The organism is Massilia sp. Dwa41.01b (assembly GCF_014171775.1).
Lineage (GTDB): Bacteria > Pseudomonadota > Gammaproteobacteria > Burkholderiales > Burkholderiaceae_D > Telluria.
On sequence record NZ_CP050454.1, the window covers coordinates 4,121,124 to 4,136,319 of the forward strand.

The 15,196-nt window shown below is 64.1% G+C and carries 16 protein-coding genes and 1 pseudogene; 8 read left to right on the top strand and 9 right to left on the bottom strand.

The features are described from left to right. Nucleotides 1-22: 22 nt before the first annotated feature. From G4G28_RS29425 to G4G28_RS18945, 3 genes are all read right to left on the bottom strand, one after another. Complete coding sequence (locus tag G4G28_RS29425) at nucleotides 23-250, bottom strand: dihydrofolate reductase family protein (RefSeq protein WP_202033767.1); 228 nt, start codon at nucleotides 248-250, stop codon at nucleotides 23-25. Beyond that, nucleotides 166-552: a dihydrofolate reductase family protein gene (locus G4G28_RS18940; RefSeq protein WP_202033675.1), complete on the bottom strand. Its 387-nt coding sequence runs from the start codon at nucleotides 550-552 to the stop codon at nucleotides 166-168. Before G4G28_RS18940 ends, G4G28_RS29425 begins: the two co-directional genes overlap by 85 nt. Before the next feature lie 132 nt (nucleotides 553-684). Further along, nucleotides 685-1,044: an energy transducer TonB gene (locus tag G4G28_RS18945; protein ID WP_229425198.1), complete on the bottom strand. Its 360-nt coding sequence runs from the start codon at nucleotides 1,042-1,044 to the stop codon at nucleotides 685-687. A gap of 278 nt (nucleotides 1,045-1,322) precedes the next feature. Between G4G28_RS18945 and G4G28_RS18950 the strand changes: the two genes are divergently transcribed. Then, nucleotides 1,323-1,595, top strand: a complete 273-nt coding sequence (locus tag G4G28_RS18950; RefSeq protein WP_183107717.1) for a hypothetical protein — start codon at nucleotides 1,323-1,325, stop codon at nucleotides 1,593-1,595. A gap of 218 nt (nucleotides 1,596-1,813) precedes the next feature. Here G4G28_RS18950 and G4G28_RS18955 read toward each other — a convergent pair whose 3' ends face one another. Together G4G28_RS18955 and G4G28_RS18960 are read right to left on the bottom strand one after the other, a co-directional pair. Continuing rightward, a complete protein-coding gene (locus G4G28_RS18955) occupies nucleotides 1,814-2,278 on the bottom strand; it encodes a DUF2846 domain-containing protein (RefSeq protein WP_182989467.1) in 465 nt (154 codons plus the stop codon). A gap of 466 nt (nucleotides 2,279-2,744) precedes the next feature. Beyond that, nucleotides 2,745-3,341, bottom strand: a complete 597-nt coding sequence (locus G4G28_RS18960) for a biliverdin-producing heme oxygenase (protein WP_229507726.1) — start codon at nucleotides 3,339-3,341, stop codon at nucleotides 2,745-2,747. Here G4G28_RS18960 and G4G28_RS18965 point away from each other — a divergent pair. The 3 genes from G4G28_RS18965 to G4G28_RS18975 are packed head-to-tail and all read left to right on the top strand — an operon-like array spanning nucleotide 3,340 to nucleotide 6,036. Continuing rightward, nucleotides 3,340-4,608, top strand: a complete 1,269-nt coding sequence (locus G4G28_RS18965) for a DUF1176 domain-containing protein (RefSeq protein ID WP_202033677.1) — start codon at nucleotides 3,340-3,342, stop codon at nucleotides 4,606-4,608. The genes G4G28_RS18960 and G4G28_RS18965 overlap by 2 nt on opposite strands. A 37-nt stretch (nucleotides 4,609-4,645) precedes the next feature. Beyond that, entirely contained in the window at nucleotides 4,646-5,293 is a 648-nt protein-coding gene (locus G4G28_RS18970; protein ID WP_182989468.1) for a hypothetical protein, read from the top strand. Nucleotides 5,294-5,301: 8 nt separating this feature from the next. Then, on the top strand, nucleotides 5,302-6,036 hold the full coding sequence (locus G4G28_RS18975; RefSeq protein WP_182989469.1) for a hypothetical protein: 735 nt from the start codon (nucleotides 5,302-5,304) through the stop codon (nucleotides 6,034-6,036). A 505-nt stretch (nucleotides 6,037-6,541) separates the two neighbouring features. Here the strand turns inward: G4G28_RS18975 and G4G28_RS18980 are convergent. After that, nucleotides 6,542-7,759 carry a carbohydrate-binding protein gene (locus tag G4G28_RS18980; RefSeq protein WP_182989470.1) on the bottom strand — a complete coding sequence of 406 codons (1,218 nt, stop codon included), beginning with the start codon at nucleotides 7,757-7,759 and terminating at the stop codon, nucleotides 6,542-6,544. Nucleotides 7,760-8,095: 336 nt separating this feature from the next. Next, a complete protein-coding gene (gene greB / locus G4G28_RS18985) occupies nucleotides 8,096-8,662 on the bottom strand; it encodes a transcription elongation factor GreB (protein WP_182989471.1) in 567 nt (188 codons plus the stop codon). Between the two features lie 127 nt (nucleotides 8,663-8,789). Here greB and G4G28_RS18990 point away from each other — a divergent pair, with 127 nt between their 5' ends. The 4 genes and pseudogenes from G4G28_RS18990 (at nucleotide 8,790) to G4G28_RS19005 (ending at nucleotide 13,324) form a co-directional block, all read left to right on the top strand. Next, a complete protein-coding gene (locus tag G4G28_RS18990) occupies nucleotides 8,790-9,419 on the top strand; it encodes a hypothetical protein (protein WP_183107718.1) in 630 nt (209 codons plus the stop codon). A gap of 29 nt (nucleotides 9,420-9,448) precedes the next feature. Further along, nucleotides 9,449-10,885: a histidine kinase gene (locus G4G28_RS18995; RefSeq protein WP_183107719.1), complete on the top strand. Its 1,437-nt coding sequence runs from the start codon at nucleotides 9,449-9,451 to the stop codon at nucleotides 10,883-10,885. Further along, complete coding sequence (locus tag G4G28_RS19000; protein WP_182989473.1) at nucleotides 10,882-11,529, top strand: response regulator transcription factor; 648 nt, start codon at nucleotides 10,882-10,884, stop codon at nucleotides 11,527-11,529. Before G4G28_RS18995 ends, G4G28_RS19000 begins: the two co-directional genes overlap by 4 nt. A 218-nt stretch (nucleotides 11,530-11,747) precedes the next feature. Then, nucleotides 11,748-13,324: pseudogene (locus tag G4G28_RS19005) on the top strand (GGDEF domain-containing protein). A gap of 91 nt (nucleotides 13,325-13,415) precedes the next feature. Here the strand turns inward: G4G28_RS19005 and fliD are convergent. Further along, complete coding sequence (fliD, locus tag G4G28_RS19010; RefSeq protein ID WP_182989475.1) at nucleotides 13,416-14,768, bottom strand: flagellar filament capping protein FliD; 1,353 nt, start codon at nucleotides 14,766-14,768, stop codon at nucleotides 13,416-13,418. 38 nt (nucleotides 14,769-14,806) lie between these two features. Continuing rightward, nucleotides 14,807-15,169 (bottom strand): flagellar protein FlaG, encoded by a 363-nt coding sequence (locus tag G4G28_RS19015; RefSeq protein ID WP_229425201.1) that lies wholly within the window; start codon nucleotides 15,167-15,169, stop codon nucleotides 14,807-14,809. Between the last annotated feature and the right edge of the window lie 27 nt (nucleotides 15,170-15,196).

Here is a 15,196-nt window from a genome sequence, read left to right on the forward strand (position 1 = left end):
TTTTGTTTTGGGAGCGCCGGCTTCAGGCGGGCACGTAGCGCAGGCGGAGTACGTTCTCGTCGATCCGGTCGTGGGCCACAAGGCGCAGCGGCGGCCGCGGTCCGGCAAAATACGGCTTCCCGCCACCGAGCACGACGGGATGCAGGTAGATGCGGTACTCGTCGATCAGGCCGAGTTCGGCGACGCTGTGTGCCAGGACCGTCCCTGCGACCTCGATTTCGCCCTCGTGCTCGGCGCGCAGGGCGCGCAGCGCGCCCCGAGGTCATCCGGCACCAGCTCGGCATTCGGCCCTACCGAGGTCAAGGTGCGCGACACAACCCACTTGCGCTGGCGGCGCCATGCCTGCGCAAAGGCCCGCCTGTCCTCGTCCCACTCGGGATGGTCCTCGTCCCAGTAGCGCATGATCTCGTACATGTGACGACCATAGACGCTGCCCGCCTGGGCCCGGGCCTCTTCGATGAAATGGCGGAACAGTACAGGACCGGGAGCAAAGCCCGTATGGTCGACGTAGCCGTCCAGGGACACGTTCATCCCGAATACGAGTTTGGCCATGTCACATTCCTTTCGCTCTACGAAGTTCGAATTTCCCGGTCAGGCAAAGGCCGGTTCAACGACGCCTGCGCCGCGGCCCACCCTGTGCGGAGAACGCCGTGGGTCGGTTATCGCGGTATTGCCGGGACTGTCCTATTCCAGGCTCCAGGTATAGTTAAAGCTCACCCACGCCGGCTCCGTCGCTCCTTCGGGGATCTTGTAAGCGCATTTTGCCAGTTCGACCAGGGCGGTTCTGTCGAGCGTGGAAAATCCCGACGATTTCACGATCTTCCCGTCGAGGATAGCCCCATCCTTGTCCACCAGGTAGGCCAGCGTCACCACACCTTCCTCGTTGTTACGCGCCGCCGACATCGGATACTCCGGTTTCTTGCAGGGACCACCAGGGCCGGGTCGGGCCACGGAAGGCAATTTTTTCGTAGACACGAACTGCGCCTGCGCGCACAGCGGCATGACGAGCGAGCACAGACATGCGACAAGAGGGATGAGTTTCATGGCGGGATGGAGAAGCGGGAGAAGTGGTCAATGATCGCTATCGTCACGGACGGCAGCGGGGAAAATATTCCAGTGTATCGAACGGCCGCGCCTTGACATCGGGAAGCGGAACATTGTTGCGATTGTACCGATGTGTAAATATTCAAGCCAACAACTTATTGCCGAAATAGAATAACTTTCCTCACTCAAAGGACGATCCATGAAGCGCACCCCGATTGCAAGGGGGCTTGGATTGGTCCTGGCCGCTGCCCTGACAATGTCGCTGGTACTGCCCACCCATGCCGGTCCGGTACGCAACTGGTTCAAGGTGCGGCGTGCGCAGCGGCAGGCGGCGCAGGGCGAGGACGACGGCGGCTTCGCAGGCCTCGGGCGTGGCACCGTCGCCGCGGTGCCCGGCGGACGTGCGCGTGACACGCGACCTGGCCTATGGCGGCGACCCGGCCGAACGCTTCGATGTCTACGCGCCGCGAGCCGGTTCAAGCGGCGCGTCCGTCATTTTCATGGTCCACAGCGGCGGCTGGAAGCACGGCGACAAGGGCGTGGCGGCGTAGTGGACAACAAGGTCGCGCGCTGAGTGCCCAAGGGCGTGGTCTTCGTGTCGGTGAATTATCCGATTCTGCCGGAGGCGAACGCGCTGCAGCAAACGAACCCAAGCGCTTGAAAATAGACGACAGCAAGTGCGTGTCGGCAAAATAAGAAAGGCTGGACCAAATTAGCCCAGCCCTCGCAGTACATATCCCGGCAAGCGGCGTCTTGCCAGGTACGGCTGTTATTTGCCGGCGCTGCAGCTACCCACCTGGGCCATTTCCAGCTGAGCAACCTCACGCTTGCCCTGCTCTTCCGGGACTTGCTCTAAGCGGGCGCCACCCACGAATACACCCATCTTGATGTATTGGCGGACGAAGTAATTTTTCCCGGCTTCAAACATCAGCTCCAGCGTATTCGGCGAGAATTCCGATTCGGTGTCAATCTTGTGGGTTTTGCCGCCTTCGACTTCGGTATAGAAGAACACGTCTGGCGCACTTTCGCCGACGCACTTACCATCAATCCAAATGTCTTTCTTGAGCGCCTTGCCGACGAAACTATTGCGATAAACGTAGACTCCGGCTTTGTTGGCTGCAGGTGGATTGAATTGTTTTGCTTTAGCAGACTCTTCTTTAGGTGCCATGTTAACGGAGGCGCAGCCGGTGAGCAAAGCGGCGGACAGGACAATCAGAAAGGAAGCAGTTTTCATTGTTTTAATAGAATATGATCCGGAAAGGGCGTCTCTTGTTCAGAGCGCCACAAATGGGAAAAATCGGGATCGCCAGGCCATTTGTTTATGACCGGATTCGATTATTTCCACAGATCCATTATGAATTAGAATCTTGTTTTCTCGCAAGAAATTAGCTGTAGATTTGCGAACAAACCGCGCGTTACGTTTCATACACGTCGGATCGGGCCTCATGCACGCTTAGGGGTCGACATGCCTTCTGCGCGACCTCGGGTGCCAGGATCGTTAGCAGGACCAGCTAAATGTAAGACAAATCCGCAGGGGATTGACGTAAGGATTCCCCATGTGCTGTCAGTACACATGATGGTATATCTGATAATTGCATTATTACAAGAAGGAAATGTTCTAACGGGAAAGATATGTGGGCGCCGCGCCACGTGGCCCGTTCACCCGGCGGGGGACCGAGGCGCCAGAGCGGCTCGGCGGCTCAGTGGCCGTCGAATGCCAGCGCCAGGATGCGGTCGAAGGCATCGCAGGCGCCGCGGCAGGCGTCGGCGACCTCGTGCGGCGTCTGCACGCCCTCTCGCAAGCCGGCCATGAAGGCGCGCCAGCGCGGACCGGGCCCGCTCGCCCGCGCCGTGCAGGTAGCGCAGCGGATGCGGGGCCAGCTGGGCCGCCAGCCGCTTGTAGAGCACAGCGCCGCCGAGCTGCGAGCCTTCGACGACGTAGGCCGCGCCCCAGCGGTGGCGGGGCTGGCCTCCTCCGGCCAGGCCAGGCTTGGGGCGAACGCGGCGGCGGGACAGGAGGCGAGCGCCGGATCGGCAAGGTCGGCCTCGATCAGGGCCAGGTGCGGTGCCGGTGAGATGCTTTCGCCCTGGGGACCGTCGTCACGACCTGGCCAGGCGGCAGCCAGCGGCAGCAGCCAGGCGCGCAGCAGCTGCAGGTGATGGGCGTAGTCGGCAAGCGTGGCGTCTAGCGCGGAAAGCGGCAAGCCGCTGTCGAGGCGCTCGTGGCGCGAGGACGTGGCCCGCCGCAGCGCGGCCAGGACGTCGGACTCGCGTGCGGTGTCATTGGAACGGTTCATGATGGGCCAGGGCGGCGCGAAGGCACGCGGCAAAACGCCATCTTACCAGTCCGGGCCGATTTCGCCCCGGCTGTGCCGCTGTGTGACAATCGATGGACTTTGGGGCACCGCTTTGCGGCACAATGGCGCCTGGTTTCGTGCGTTTTGCCCTTCCCTTGCCGTTTCGGCGCCTCCGCCACCCTTGGAACAGATGCATCTGAAAACATCGACCCTGTCTTTTGCCCTGCTCGTGCTCGCCGGCCTTTCCTGCGCACACGCCGCGCGGCCCGCCAGCATGCAGTTCACCCACCTGGCCTGGGACCTCGCCTGCGACAACACGCGCACATGCCGCGCGGCCGGGTATTACGACGAGGTCGGCAGCGACGAGGACAATGCATCGGGTCGCGCGCCCTTGCCGGTCTCGGTGCTGCTGACACGGGAAGCCGGTCCGCACACGCCGATCCAGGGAGAGGTCCAGCTCGACGAAGAGACGATGGTGAACTGGGCGCGCGAGCTGTCCCTGACATTGAGGATCGATGGCAAGCCATCCGGCACCGTCGTCCTCGATCATCGAACAGGCACCTTTCCGCTGCCGCAGCAGCAGACCATCCTCCTGGTCCTTGCCTTGACCAGGAACAGCCAGATCGCCTGGTCGGACGGACGGCGCAGCTGGAAGCTGTCCGATGCGGGCGCTGCCGCCGTCCTGCTGAAGATGGATGAGTTCCAGGGCCGGCTAGGCACACCAGGCTCCGTCATGCGCAAGGGAACGCGGGACGAGAACACAGTCCTGCCGCCTTTGCCGGTGCCTGTCATCCAGGCCGCCGCGGTGCCGCCTGGCGGGCCGATTTCGCTGCCGGCATCGGAGCGCGCGTCGCTGCGTAGCGCGCTGGCGGCATCGACGAAGGAGTGTTCGACGCTCGAGCAGGGACAGCCCCCGGGCGAGATGACCGTGCACCGGCTGTCGGCCACGAAACTGCTGGTTTCCACAGTGTGCTGGGTCACGGCGTATAACGAAGGCGAAGGGTACTGGGTCGTCAACGCCAAAGCACCGTACGCGCCCCGGATGGTGACGCCGCACGCCAGCGGCTATGCAGACGGTGCGATCAGCGCATCCCACAAACTGGATAGCCTTGGCGACTGCGCGGAGATTGAGAAATGGGTGTGGAACGGCCGCCGCTTCGTCCATGCCAGTCAAGGCACGACGGGCCAGTGCATGCCGCTGGTGGTCGGTGGCGCCTGGTCGCTGCCGGTGCTGGTGACGACCGTACGCCCGGCGGCCCGGCCTTGAACCGGTACGAAGAAACACTATCAGAAGAAAGAACAACATGATGCGCAAGCCCGCCTCGGTCGCCGCGATCTTTGCCCTGTCCCTGTCCTGTTTCCACGGCTGGGATCCCGCCCATGCCGCCGCAGCCAACCCGCTGGAGCGGATCGACCCCAAGCTCATCGCCGAGCACTTCAAGCACGAGCGCGTCGAAGGTGTCGGGAGCGAGATCGACGACAGCAGGACCCTCCCCGGATGCCCCTGGGTCAGGTCCTTCGTCGTCATGGACGAGGGCGCTTCCGGCGACATCGTCGTGGCGCTGTGCAGCAGCGGCACGCTGGGCCCGGCCAGCGTCGAGGCCACCGTCGGCAAGCAGGTGGCCGAGGCCAGGCGGGCGGTGGCCGCCATGCCTGCCCCGCTGGTGGCGGCCGTTCAGTCCGGAACCGAAGGGGTGGAGGTGCCCCTGGCCGGCGGCAGGCGCGGCAAGGCCTTGACGATTCCGGCAATCGGCCACGGCCTCGTGATGGCGCCGTTCGCCTATGCCGTGACGGCGAAGAAAGACATGACGCTAGTCGTGCAGCCCATGCTCAATCCGAACCGGTTCGACAACCTGAACGCCCCGCTGGCCGCGCTGCTGCAGGCGATCGACGCGCGCCTGCAGGACCGGGCCCGGCCGGAAGCCAACACCGAGCACGCTACGATGAAATGAAGACAACAATGAAGATGCGCTATAGCGTGTTTGCCGGACATGTCGACGTCAAGGCCCCGCTGATCTACATGTGGGAGATACACGACTTGCTGGGCCAGCTGATCGGCCGCTATATCGGCAAGGCCAACGGCGGCGATCGACGCCCTACCCAGCATTACCCGCGCAATGTGGACAAACTGCGCCAGGGGCTGCCCTACAGGAAGGGAAAGAATTACCGCCGCGTCCACTACGCGCTTGCCGACGCGGTAAAGGCAGAGCATGCGATTTCCCTTATTTACCTCTGCAATGTTCTTGATACCGTCGACATCTTCAAGGTGGAATCGCATTACATCGAGCAATACGGCTGCAATGCGGACGACGGTATTGGCCTGAACGGCAGGTGGAAAGGCGCGCCGCGCGAGGTCGTTGCCGCCGTCCCCGCTGTACCGGTCGAGGCGCCTGCAAGCGCAGACCCAGCGTCGCCCGATCTCGACGACTTCCTGGAATATTTTGACGACAAGCCACGCGAGACCTTTGAAGTCAGGGTCAATACCCGGAGCTGCTCGGTCTGGAGCGCCGGCCGCAGGATTCTGCGCGCAAAACAGGCCAGACCAGGCGCCAGGGTACTGATCAAGCTCGTGCAGAGCTCGACGCCGGAAAAGCCATTCCAGTTCGTTTGGGATGGAGACGAGGAGCACATCGACGCAGCCCTCGACCAGGAGCGCAAGCTGTTGCTCGCCCGTGGCGAGGCCGTCTCATTCTAAGTACTCACCCAAAAATAAATGTGTTTTTGGCTTCCAGAACCGGCGCGTTGCTGCGTCGGCTCGCGTCCGCTTGCGGGGCAGTGCTCGCACTGCGGCGCGCTCGCCGCCTTGCACCGCATCCAGTTCTGTTTGCCAAAATTCCCATTTATTTTCGGTCGAGTACTTAGAGCCTATCCCGGTAGTCCGGAGTCGCTGCTGGCGCGCCTGACAAACGCGTGCTGCGTTGCTCGTCGTTGCATGGCCAGCCATGCGGCCTCCTCGCGCCTTGCCCGCGCTTGCCATGCATCGCCACCAGCTTTCCCCGGACTACCGGGATAGGCTCTTAGCCAGCGTTGCGCGCGTGCCTGGCGAACCGTGTGACATTGTCGGACAGCTTGCCGCCTCTTGTTGATGCCGCTGCTCCGGAGCTTGCCCGTGCAGCGGGATTGCGTGTCTGCCCGAACACAGCAGCGCCCCTCTCGGGGCGCTTTGAAGCGTGCAGGTTCGAGGAAATGCGCGATCCGCCTTACCTGCGGTAGACCCGCACGTAATCGACCTGCATCCTGTTCGGGAAGACGGTCGATGCATCCGGGCTGCCAGGCCAGTTGCCGCCGACGGCCAGGTTAAACAGGAGGAAGTATGGCGCGTGGAACTCCGAGGTGCCGTTGATGCCGCCAGCGATATTCACTTCGTGGAACTTGTTGCCATCCACATACCAGCGGATGGTCGACGCATCCCATTCCACCGCATACACGTGGTACTGCGAGAAGTCCAGGCCGCCTGATGGGCCGCCATAATTGGCGTAGGCATTGTTCTGATCCGACCAGTGGATCGTGCCGTGAACAAACGCTTCGGAATTGACGTGCTCCATGATGTCGATTTCACCGCTGGCGGGCCAGCCGATGCTGCTGATGGAATTACCCAGCATCCAGAAGGCCGGCCAGGTCCCTTTCCCGGTCGGGATTTTCATGCGCGCTTCCATCCGGCCGTATTGCCAGCTGGCCTTGTTCTGGGTGGTGATGCGGCCCGAGGTGTACCCCTTGCCCCCATAGGCTTCCTTGCGCGCTTCGATCACGAGTTCGCCACCGGTGACGCGGATGTTTTCCGGACGGGCGGTGTAGTACTGCAATTCGTTGTTGCCGCCGCCATTGCCATTGACCTCGATGTTCCACTTCGAGGTGTCCAGCGCGGTGCCGTTGAACTCGTCCGACCAGACCAGCGTCCAGTTGCTTGGCGGCGGCGTGCCGCAGCTTGCGCCAGTGATCCGGATCCAGTTCAGGTTAAAGCCCGCGCTGCTGATGAAAGTGCCGAGGTTATAGGTACCGGCATTGACGTTGATGGTGCGCTGCACGGTCGTCCAGTTCTGCCAGCCGCCGGTCGCAGGCACCAGGGTGGACCCCAGCGGGATCGAACCGCCATTCAGGTCGGCGGAAATCTGGCCTCCTGCCGCGGGAGCGGCAACCCGGTAGGCGATGGTGTAGGCGCCGGAGGTCGGGAAAGTGACATTGTTGTGCGCCAGCCATTCGCCGTTGGCTGTCCAGCCCACATCGAATCCGCCGCCGGCATCGCTCGTCGCTTCGATATCGACGTTGTCGGCGCGGTAGACGTTGCCGGTGTTGCCGGCGGTGGTGTCGAACGCGGTCGTGTAATTTTCGGCCTGCAAGGTGCAGTCCGCAGCGCCGGCCGACAGCAGCGGCGCGAGCAGGAGTGAGGCCAGACAGACGTGGATCGTCCTTATCTTCATGTGTAAAGTCTCCGAATTTATAGTTAGGATTTACTTACAGGCGGCACTCGATCCCGGCCGATGTCATTTCCCATCGCGATTAAATGGAAACGATTCCACCACGTTCAGTATCATGCACATTTTGTGTATTGTCAAAAGCCGCACAAGCGGGACGCGGTCTGGACACGGCCAGCTGCCGTGTCCAGACCGGCACATGCTCGTGTGGATGGGAAGTGGAACGGACGCGGTCACTTGCGAGACGACCTCTGTGCGCATGGCACCGATGTCGTGGTGCCGACAGGGGACGGCGGCAATGCGGGAGGTTTCGTCAGGCGCGCCAGGCGCCGCCAGACCGTCCTAGTCGGCGACCGGCTCCGGATATTCCACGGACACGATCTCGAGTTCCTCGTTTCCCTGCGGGGTCTGCAGCGTGATGACATCGCCTTCGCGCGCCTTGGTCAACGCCCGCGCCACCGGCGAGACCCAGCTGATCTTGCCCTTGAGCGGGTCGAACTCGTCGACGCCGACGATGGTGACGGTGTGCTCGTCGCCTGCCTTGTTGACATAGGTGACGGTGGCGCCGAAGAAGACCTGGTCGTTACCGTAATGGACGCTCGGGTCGACGACGAAGGCCGAATCCAGGCGCTTGGTGAGGAAGCGGATGCGGCGGTCGATCTCGCGCAGGCGGCGCTTGCCGTAGATATAGTCGCCGTTTTCCGAGCGGTCGCCGTTCGAGGCGGCCCAGTGCACCACGCGCACGACTTCCGGGCGGTCGACGTCGATCAGCTGCAGCAATTCGTCCTTGATGGCCTTGTAGCCGGCCGGGGTGATGTAGTTCTTGGCACCGGCGGGGATCGCCTGCGCCAGCGCGACGGCTTCGTCATCGTCGTCGTTATCGGATTCTTTTACAAAGGCCTTGTTCATTCGTCCACCTTGTTCATCCGTCCATTGTAGCCCCAGTTGGCGCACCCCGGGAAACGGTAGCGGAGCGTCGCCGCCGGACTCAGCCTCTCCTAAGAATGGCCGCCGTGGATGCCGTATCATGCGCAGAATGACAAGTCCCAGACTGACAAGCCCGCCCTCGCCGCGCAGCCGGCTGCTGGCGCCCCTGCTCTACCTGGTGGCGCTGCTGCTGCTGGCCGAGCAATGGCTGTGGGAAGCGGGCAGCCGCTTCGGCGGGGCGCTTTCCGCCTGGCCGCCGCTGCGCGCTCGAAACGCGGTGCGCGCCCTGCCGCCCTACTGGGCCCTGCTGATATTCGTGCTGCCCGGGCTGCTGCTGTTTCCGGTGAAGCTGCTGGCGCTGCTGGCCATCGCGCACGGGCACCCGGCCTGGGGCGTGATGGTGTTCGTCGCCGCCAAGCTGGGCGGCGCGGTGGTCGTCGCGCGCATCTACGTGCTGACGCTGCCGTCCTTGCTGGCGCTGGCCTGGTTCGCGCGGTGGCACAATCGCTTCATCATGTTCAAGGACCAGCTCATCGCCCGCCTGCGTGCCAGCGGCGCGTACCGCCAGGTACGCCGCTCGGTATCGAACCTGCGCCATGCGCTGCGCCAGTTGCGCCGCAAGCTGCGCCCGTCCGTCCCCTTCGGCAGCCGCCATGCCACGCGCAGCGCGCGCGCCCTGCGCCGTTTCGTCGCGCTCTGGCGGCGCCGGCGCAAACCGGCCGGGAGCGAACGACCATGAGCACGACCGAGCCACTGATACCGGGCCCGATGCGAATCGCCCCTGCCGAAATCTACCTGATCGATGCCGCCACGCTGTCCCCGGTCGACGTCAACGCCAGCGCGCGCCAGAACCTCGGCTACGACGGCGCTGCCTTGCGCGGCCTGCCAGCGACCGATCTCATCCAGGAGGTCGGCGACGGCGGCCTGGCGACGCTGGCTGCAGGATTGAAAGACGATATCGGCGAGGGGCGCTGCCTGCCGGTGCGCCTGCGCCGCGCCGACGGCAGCAGCTATCCGGCCCGGCTGACCTTCCTGCGCACCCAGCGCGAGGGCCGCTCGCTGCTGCTGGCGATCGGCGACGACCTGTCGCAGGACGAAGCCGTGTCGGCGGTCCTGGCCGCCTACCAGAAGCGCTTCGATGCGATCGTCAACCACACGCCCGGCCTGGTCTACCAGTTCGTGCTGGGCGCCGATGGCACCCATGCCTTCCCCTACCTGAGCGAGGGCTGCGCGCCGCTGCTGGGCGTGCAGCCCGCGCAACTGCAGGCCGACCCGGACCTGTTCCTGCGCCTGCTGCTGCCGGAGGACCGCAAGGGCTACCTGGAAGCGATGGCGGTCTCGAAGATCAGCTTGTCTAGCTGGAACTGGGAAGGCCGGATCTGGATCGACGCCTGGAAAGACGTCAAGTGGATCAACCTGCGCGCCACGCCCCACGCCGCGCCCGGGGGCGCCGTCCAGTGGGACGGCATCATGACCAACATCACCGACAGCAAGACCGAGCAGCAGGACGTGCTGCGCTCGCGCGCGCGCCTGGCCGAGCTGACCGACCACATCGAACAGGTCAAGGAACAGGAGCGCACGCGCATCGCACGCGAAATCCATGACGACCTTGGCGGCAACCTCACCGCCATCAAGATGGCGCTGTCGATGCTGAGCAGCCGCCTGCCGCCCGAGCAGCCGCAATTGCTGGAAAAGGCCGCCTACCTCGACGACCTGGTCGACCGCACGATCGAGGCCGTGCACCGCATCTCGCTCGACCTGCGCCCGTCCACGCTCGACCTGGGCATCGTCGCCGCGCTCGAATGGCAGGCACGCGAGTTCGAGAAGGGCAGCGGCATCGCCTGCATCTTCCGCAGTGCCGAGCGCGAGATCGACCTCGACCCGGACCATGCCGCCGCCCTCTTCCGCATCTTCCGGGAAGCGCTGACGAATGTCGCCAAGCACGCGGGCGCCACCCGCGTCACCGTCACCCTGAGACGCCAGCGCCAGCACCTGACGCTTTCGATCTGCGACAACGGCCGCGGCATTCTCCCGGCCGACCGCCTGAAACCGGCCTCCTTCGGCCTGCGCGGCATGAGCGAGCGCGCCCGTGCGCTGGGCGGCACGTTGGCCTTGTCGGCGGCGCCCGGAGGTGGCACGATGGTGACCATCAAGATCAGGCTGGCCCCGGCGCCGGCCAAGCGAAGCGAGCCCACCGTAGAATGACCGACAAAGCCACCATCCGCGTATTCATTGCCGACGACCACGCGATCGTACGCGAAGGCCTGAAACAGATCCTCGCCGAACAGCGCGACATCGTCGTCGCCGGCGAAGCCGAGAATGGCGTCGATGCCATCAAGCTGTTCCGCAAGTCGCGCTGCCATGTGATGTTGCTCGACATCTCGATGCCGGACCGGAACGGCATCGACGTGCTCAAGCAGATCAAGCAGGAACGCCCGGAACTGGCCGTGCTGATGCTGTCCATGCACCGCGAGGACCAGTACGCGATCCGCGCATTGAAGGCGGGGGCCGCCGGTTATCTCACCAAGCAGAGCGCGCCGCGCGAACTCGTCACCGCGATCCGGCAGGTGGCCGGCGGCCAGAAATACGTCAGCGCCACCCTGGCCCAGGCGCTGGCCGAGCAGGTCGGCAGCGACCACGAGGCACCGGTGCACGACAGCCTGTCGGACCGCGAATTCCAGACGCTGACGATGATCGCCTCGGGCAAGACCGTCAGCGAGATCGCACGCGAACTCTCGCTCTCGGTGAAAACCGTCAGCGAGTACCGCACGCGCCTGCTGGCGAAGATGGGCCTGAAGACCAGCGCGGAACTGACGCATTATGCAATCCGCAATCAACTGGTCGAATGAACGAGCCTGACAAGCCCTTCATGCCTGCGTTGCAGCGTCCTGCCGTACACTCGTACTGTCTGCGACGCTGCGCCCTGGCCTGAAGGCCTTGTCAGGCTCTCTACACCGCAGAGCAGCCATGGCCGTAAGTACGCCGCTTTCCTCCCTCTGTTCGTGCGATTCGGCCAGGAAAATCTGCTTATCATTGCGATAAACAGAAAACAACTTTACGCTGCATCATGTCCAATCCTAGCAATCCGTCCACTTCCAACCCGGTCGATATCGCCCGGGAAGCCTTCCGCCGCCTGGCGACGCGCCGCATCGCGCCCACGCCGGACGCCTATCGCGACATCTATAACGAGATCGCGGGGATTCCGAAACCTGCGCCGGTGCCCGCTGTCCCGGCAGCGGTCGGTCCTGCCGCCGAGGAAGTACTGGGCGAATTCGCCACGCAGTTGACCGAAACCCCGGGCGAGCTGGCCGACTACGGCCGCCGCCTGAACCGCGCGGTGAAAGCGCGCGACTGGGATGCCTACGCCAAGGCGCTGTCGCAGCTGGTGGAAAAGCACCTGCGGCGCGGCATTCCGCCCGGCGTCACCTATGGCATGGAAAGCAACGACACGCGCCTGTTGCGCGAGCTGCTCAGCCGTACCCTCGCGTTCGCCCTGGCCTCGCTGCTGGGCACCAACCCGAAACTGGCCGGCGAAGCGGAGTCGCTGGGCCAGGCGGTCAAGGTCGCGCACAGCGAAGCGGCGCTGCAGGAAATCGCCAGCCGCCTGAAGGAACTGTGCTTCCAGGTGGAACTGCACAGCGGCGACAGCGCCGAGCAGCAGGAGTTGCTGCTGCGCCTGTTCAAGCTGCTGCTGGAGAACGTCAGCGAACTGCTCGATGACGACAGCTGGATGCGCGGCCAGATCGACGCCGTGCAGGAACTGATTTCCGGCCCGATCGACAGCCGCACGCTGGAAGACGCGACGCGCAGCCTGAAGGACGTGATCTACAAGCAGGGCCAGCTCAAGCACAACCTGTCGGACATGAAGGCCACCGTCAAGAACATGATGATGACCTTCATCGACCGGCTCGGTTCGGTGGCGGCCTCGACCGGCGAATTCCACGACAAGCTGGGCGGCTTCTCCGACCGCATCCGCCATGCCGGCGACATCAATGAATTGAACACGGTGCTCGACGAGGTGCTGCGCGACACCAAGCAGGCCCAAGCCGAGGCGCTGGCCTCGCGCGACCGCATGCTGGCCGCCCACCGCGAAGTGCAGGAAGCCGAAAGCCGCATCAAGGAGCTGGAGGCGAAGCTGCAGCAGATGAGCGAACTGGTGCGCGAGGACCAGCTGACCGGCACCCTGAACCGGCGCGGCCTGGACGACGTGTTCGAGCGCGAAAGCGCGCGCGCGACCGCCGCGGCACGCCCCTGTGCGCCGCCCTGCTCGACCTCGACAACTTCAAGCGCCTGAACGATACCTATGGCCACCTGGCCGGCGACAACGCGCTGCGTCACCTGGCCAAGGTGGCCAAGGCGACCTTGCGCTCGATCGACGTGGTGGCCCGTTTCGGCGGCGAGGAATTCCTGATCATGCTGCCCGAGACCGCGGTCGAGGCGGCCGTGCAGACGATGGTGCGGCTGCAGCGCGAGCTGACCCGGCATTTCTTCATGCACGACAACGAGAAGCTCCTGATCACCTTCTCGGCCGGCGTCGCGCTGCGCCTGCCGAACGAGGACCTGTCCAGCCTGATGGCGCGCGTCGACCGTGCCATGTACAAGGCCAAGCAGACCGGCAAGAACCGGGTCGAGGTAGCGAGCTGATACGGCCCAGGTAGCCGGCCAAACGAAAATGCCCGCAAGCGCGGGCATTTTTTTGTCCTGCCGTTTCTGCGCAGCCGCAGCCGCGCACCGGTCAATAACCGGAATTGGCCGCCAGCGCCGCCAGCTGCTGGGTCAGGTAGCTGTTCATGTTCTGCATGTTCGTCATCATCGTGTCGAGCGAGGTGAACTGGGCGCGGTAGCGCTTTTCGGTCTGTGCCAGTTGCAGTTCCATCCGGTCGGCGCTCTTGTTGATGCTCTCGATGCTGGCGTTCAGGCCGTCGGTGCGGTTCTTGAACAGGCCTTTCGAGCCCAGCATGTCCTCGGTGACCTTGCTCAGGCGCGTGGCCACGCCGTCGGTGCCCGAGAACAGGGTCGAGACGCCGGTGAAATTGGTCTCCAGGGCAGCTTTCAGCTTGTCCGGCTTTTCCATTTTCAGGGTGCCGTCGCGCTGGAAGGCGATGCCGATGTCGGACAGGGTCGCCAGGCCGCCGGCGCCGCTCGCGCCCTTGCCGAGCTCGGCACGGATATTGGTGAGGATGGAACGCGCGCCGGCGTCGCCATTGAGCACGGCCCCGGTCTTGGTGGTGGCGTTGTAGGCCGTCTGCTTGTTCACCGCCGTGGCCAGGGTGTTGTAGGCATCGACGAAAGCGTTGATGTCCTTGGTGACATTGGTGGTGTCTTTTGCCAGGCTGATCTTTACCGGGCTGCCGACATTGGTCTGCGCCAGGTTCAGGGTCACGCCCTTGATCGCGTCGGTGACGGTGTTCGAAGCCTTCGAGACGGAGACGCTGTCGATCGTCATTTCCGCGTTCTGCGCCTTCTGCGACAGCGTCATGCTGCCGGCGGTGGTATCGAAGGCGGCCAGGCTGCCGCTGGCCTTGATGGTGACGCCGTTGTCCTTGCCGGTGTTGTTGCCGGTAATGACGAGGCGGTCGCTGGTGCCGTCGTTGAGGATGGTCGCGGTGACGCCGGCATTGGCCTTGTTGATGGCGGAAGACAGGCTGGCCAGGTTACCGTCGGCCAGGTCCAGCTTGGTGGTCTTGCCGCCAATGCTGATTTCCATCGCGCTGCCGGCGGCGGTGAAGGTGGTGTTGGCGGCCACGCCGCTCGACACCAGCTTGTCGCTTTGCGCCAGCTTGCTTACTTCGATGGCATAGCTGCCGGCGCTGGCGCCGCTGCCCTTGGCCACGCTCACGCCCACGGTCTCGCTCTTGCTCGAGGTGGCGGTCAGGGCCGCCAGGGCGTCGCCCGAGACGTTCTTGACGGCGGTCTGGAAGGCCGACACGGCACTTTTCAGCGTACCGAAAGCGGACAGCTTGGAACTGAAGCTGGCCTGTTTCGACTGCATGTTCGCCAGCGGCTGGCGCTCGACACCCATCAGGGACGAGACGAGACTGTCCACCGGCAGTCCGGACAACATACCTGCACCACTAATCGTCGCCATGTGTTTCTCCCATCGGATTGGTCAGGGCGCGCCGCGCCTTACGCCTTGTCGCGCAACATTACGCCTTGCATTTGCTCGATCGAGCGCCACAGCTTCAAGGCCTCGATCGTCGGGATCTGGCGCAGCACCTTGTCGGTCTGGGTGTCGACCACCTTGACCACGGTGCGGCCCGTGTCTTCGTCGATCGAGAAGCGCACGCCTTGCGACGCGGCCTGGGCTACCTTGTTGAGGTCGGCAACAGCATTGCCCAGCTCGATATGTTCGGCTTTCTTGCCGGCCTGGACCGGCATGCCGGGTGCGACCGCCGCCGGCGCGCCCGCTTTCGCCGCGCCATCGACAAGCGGCCGTGCGCTGTTGCCAGCGACGGCCGAAGGGTTTCCAGCATTTACAGGTTGCAGCATCGGAACACCTCGTTATGAATGACTATG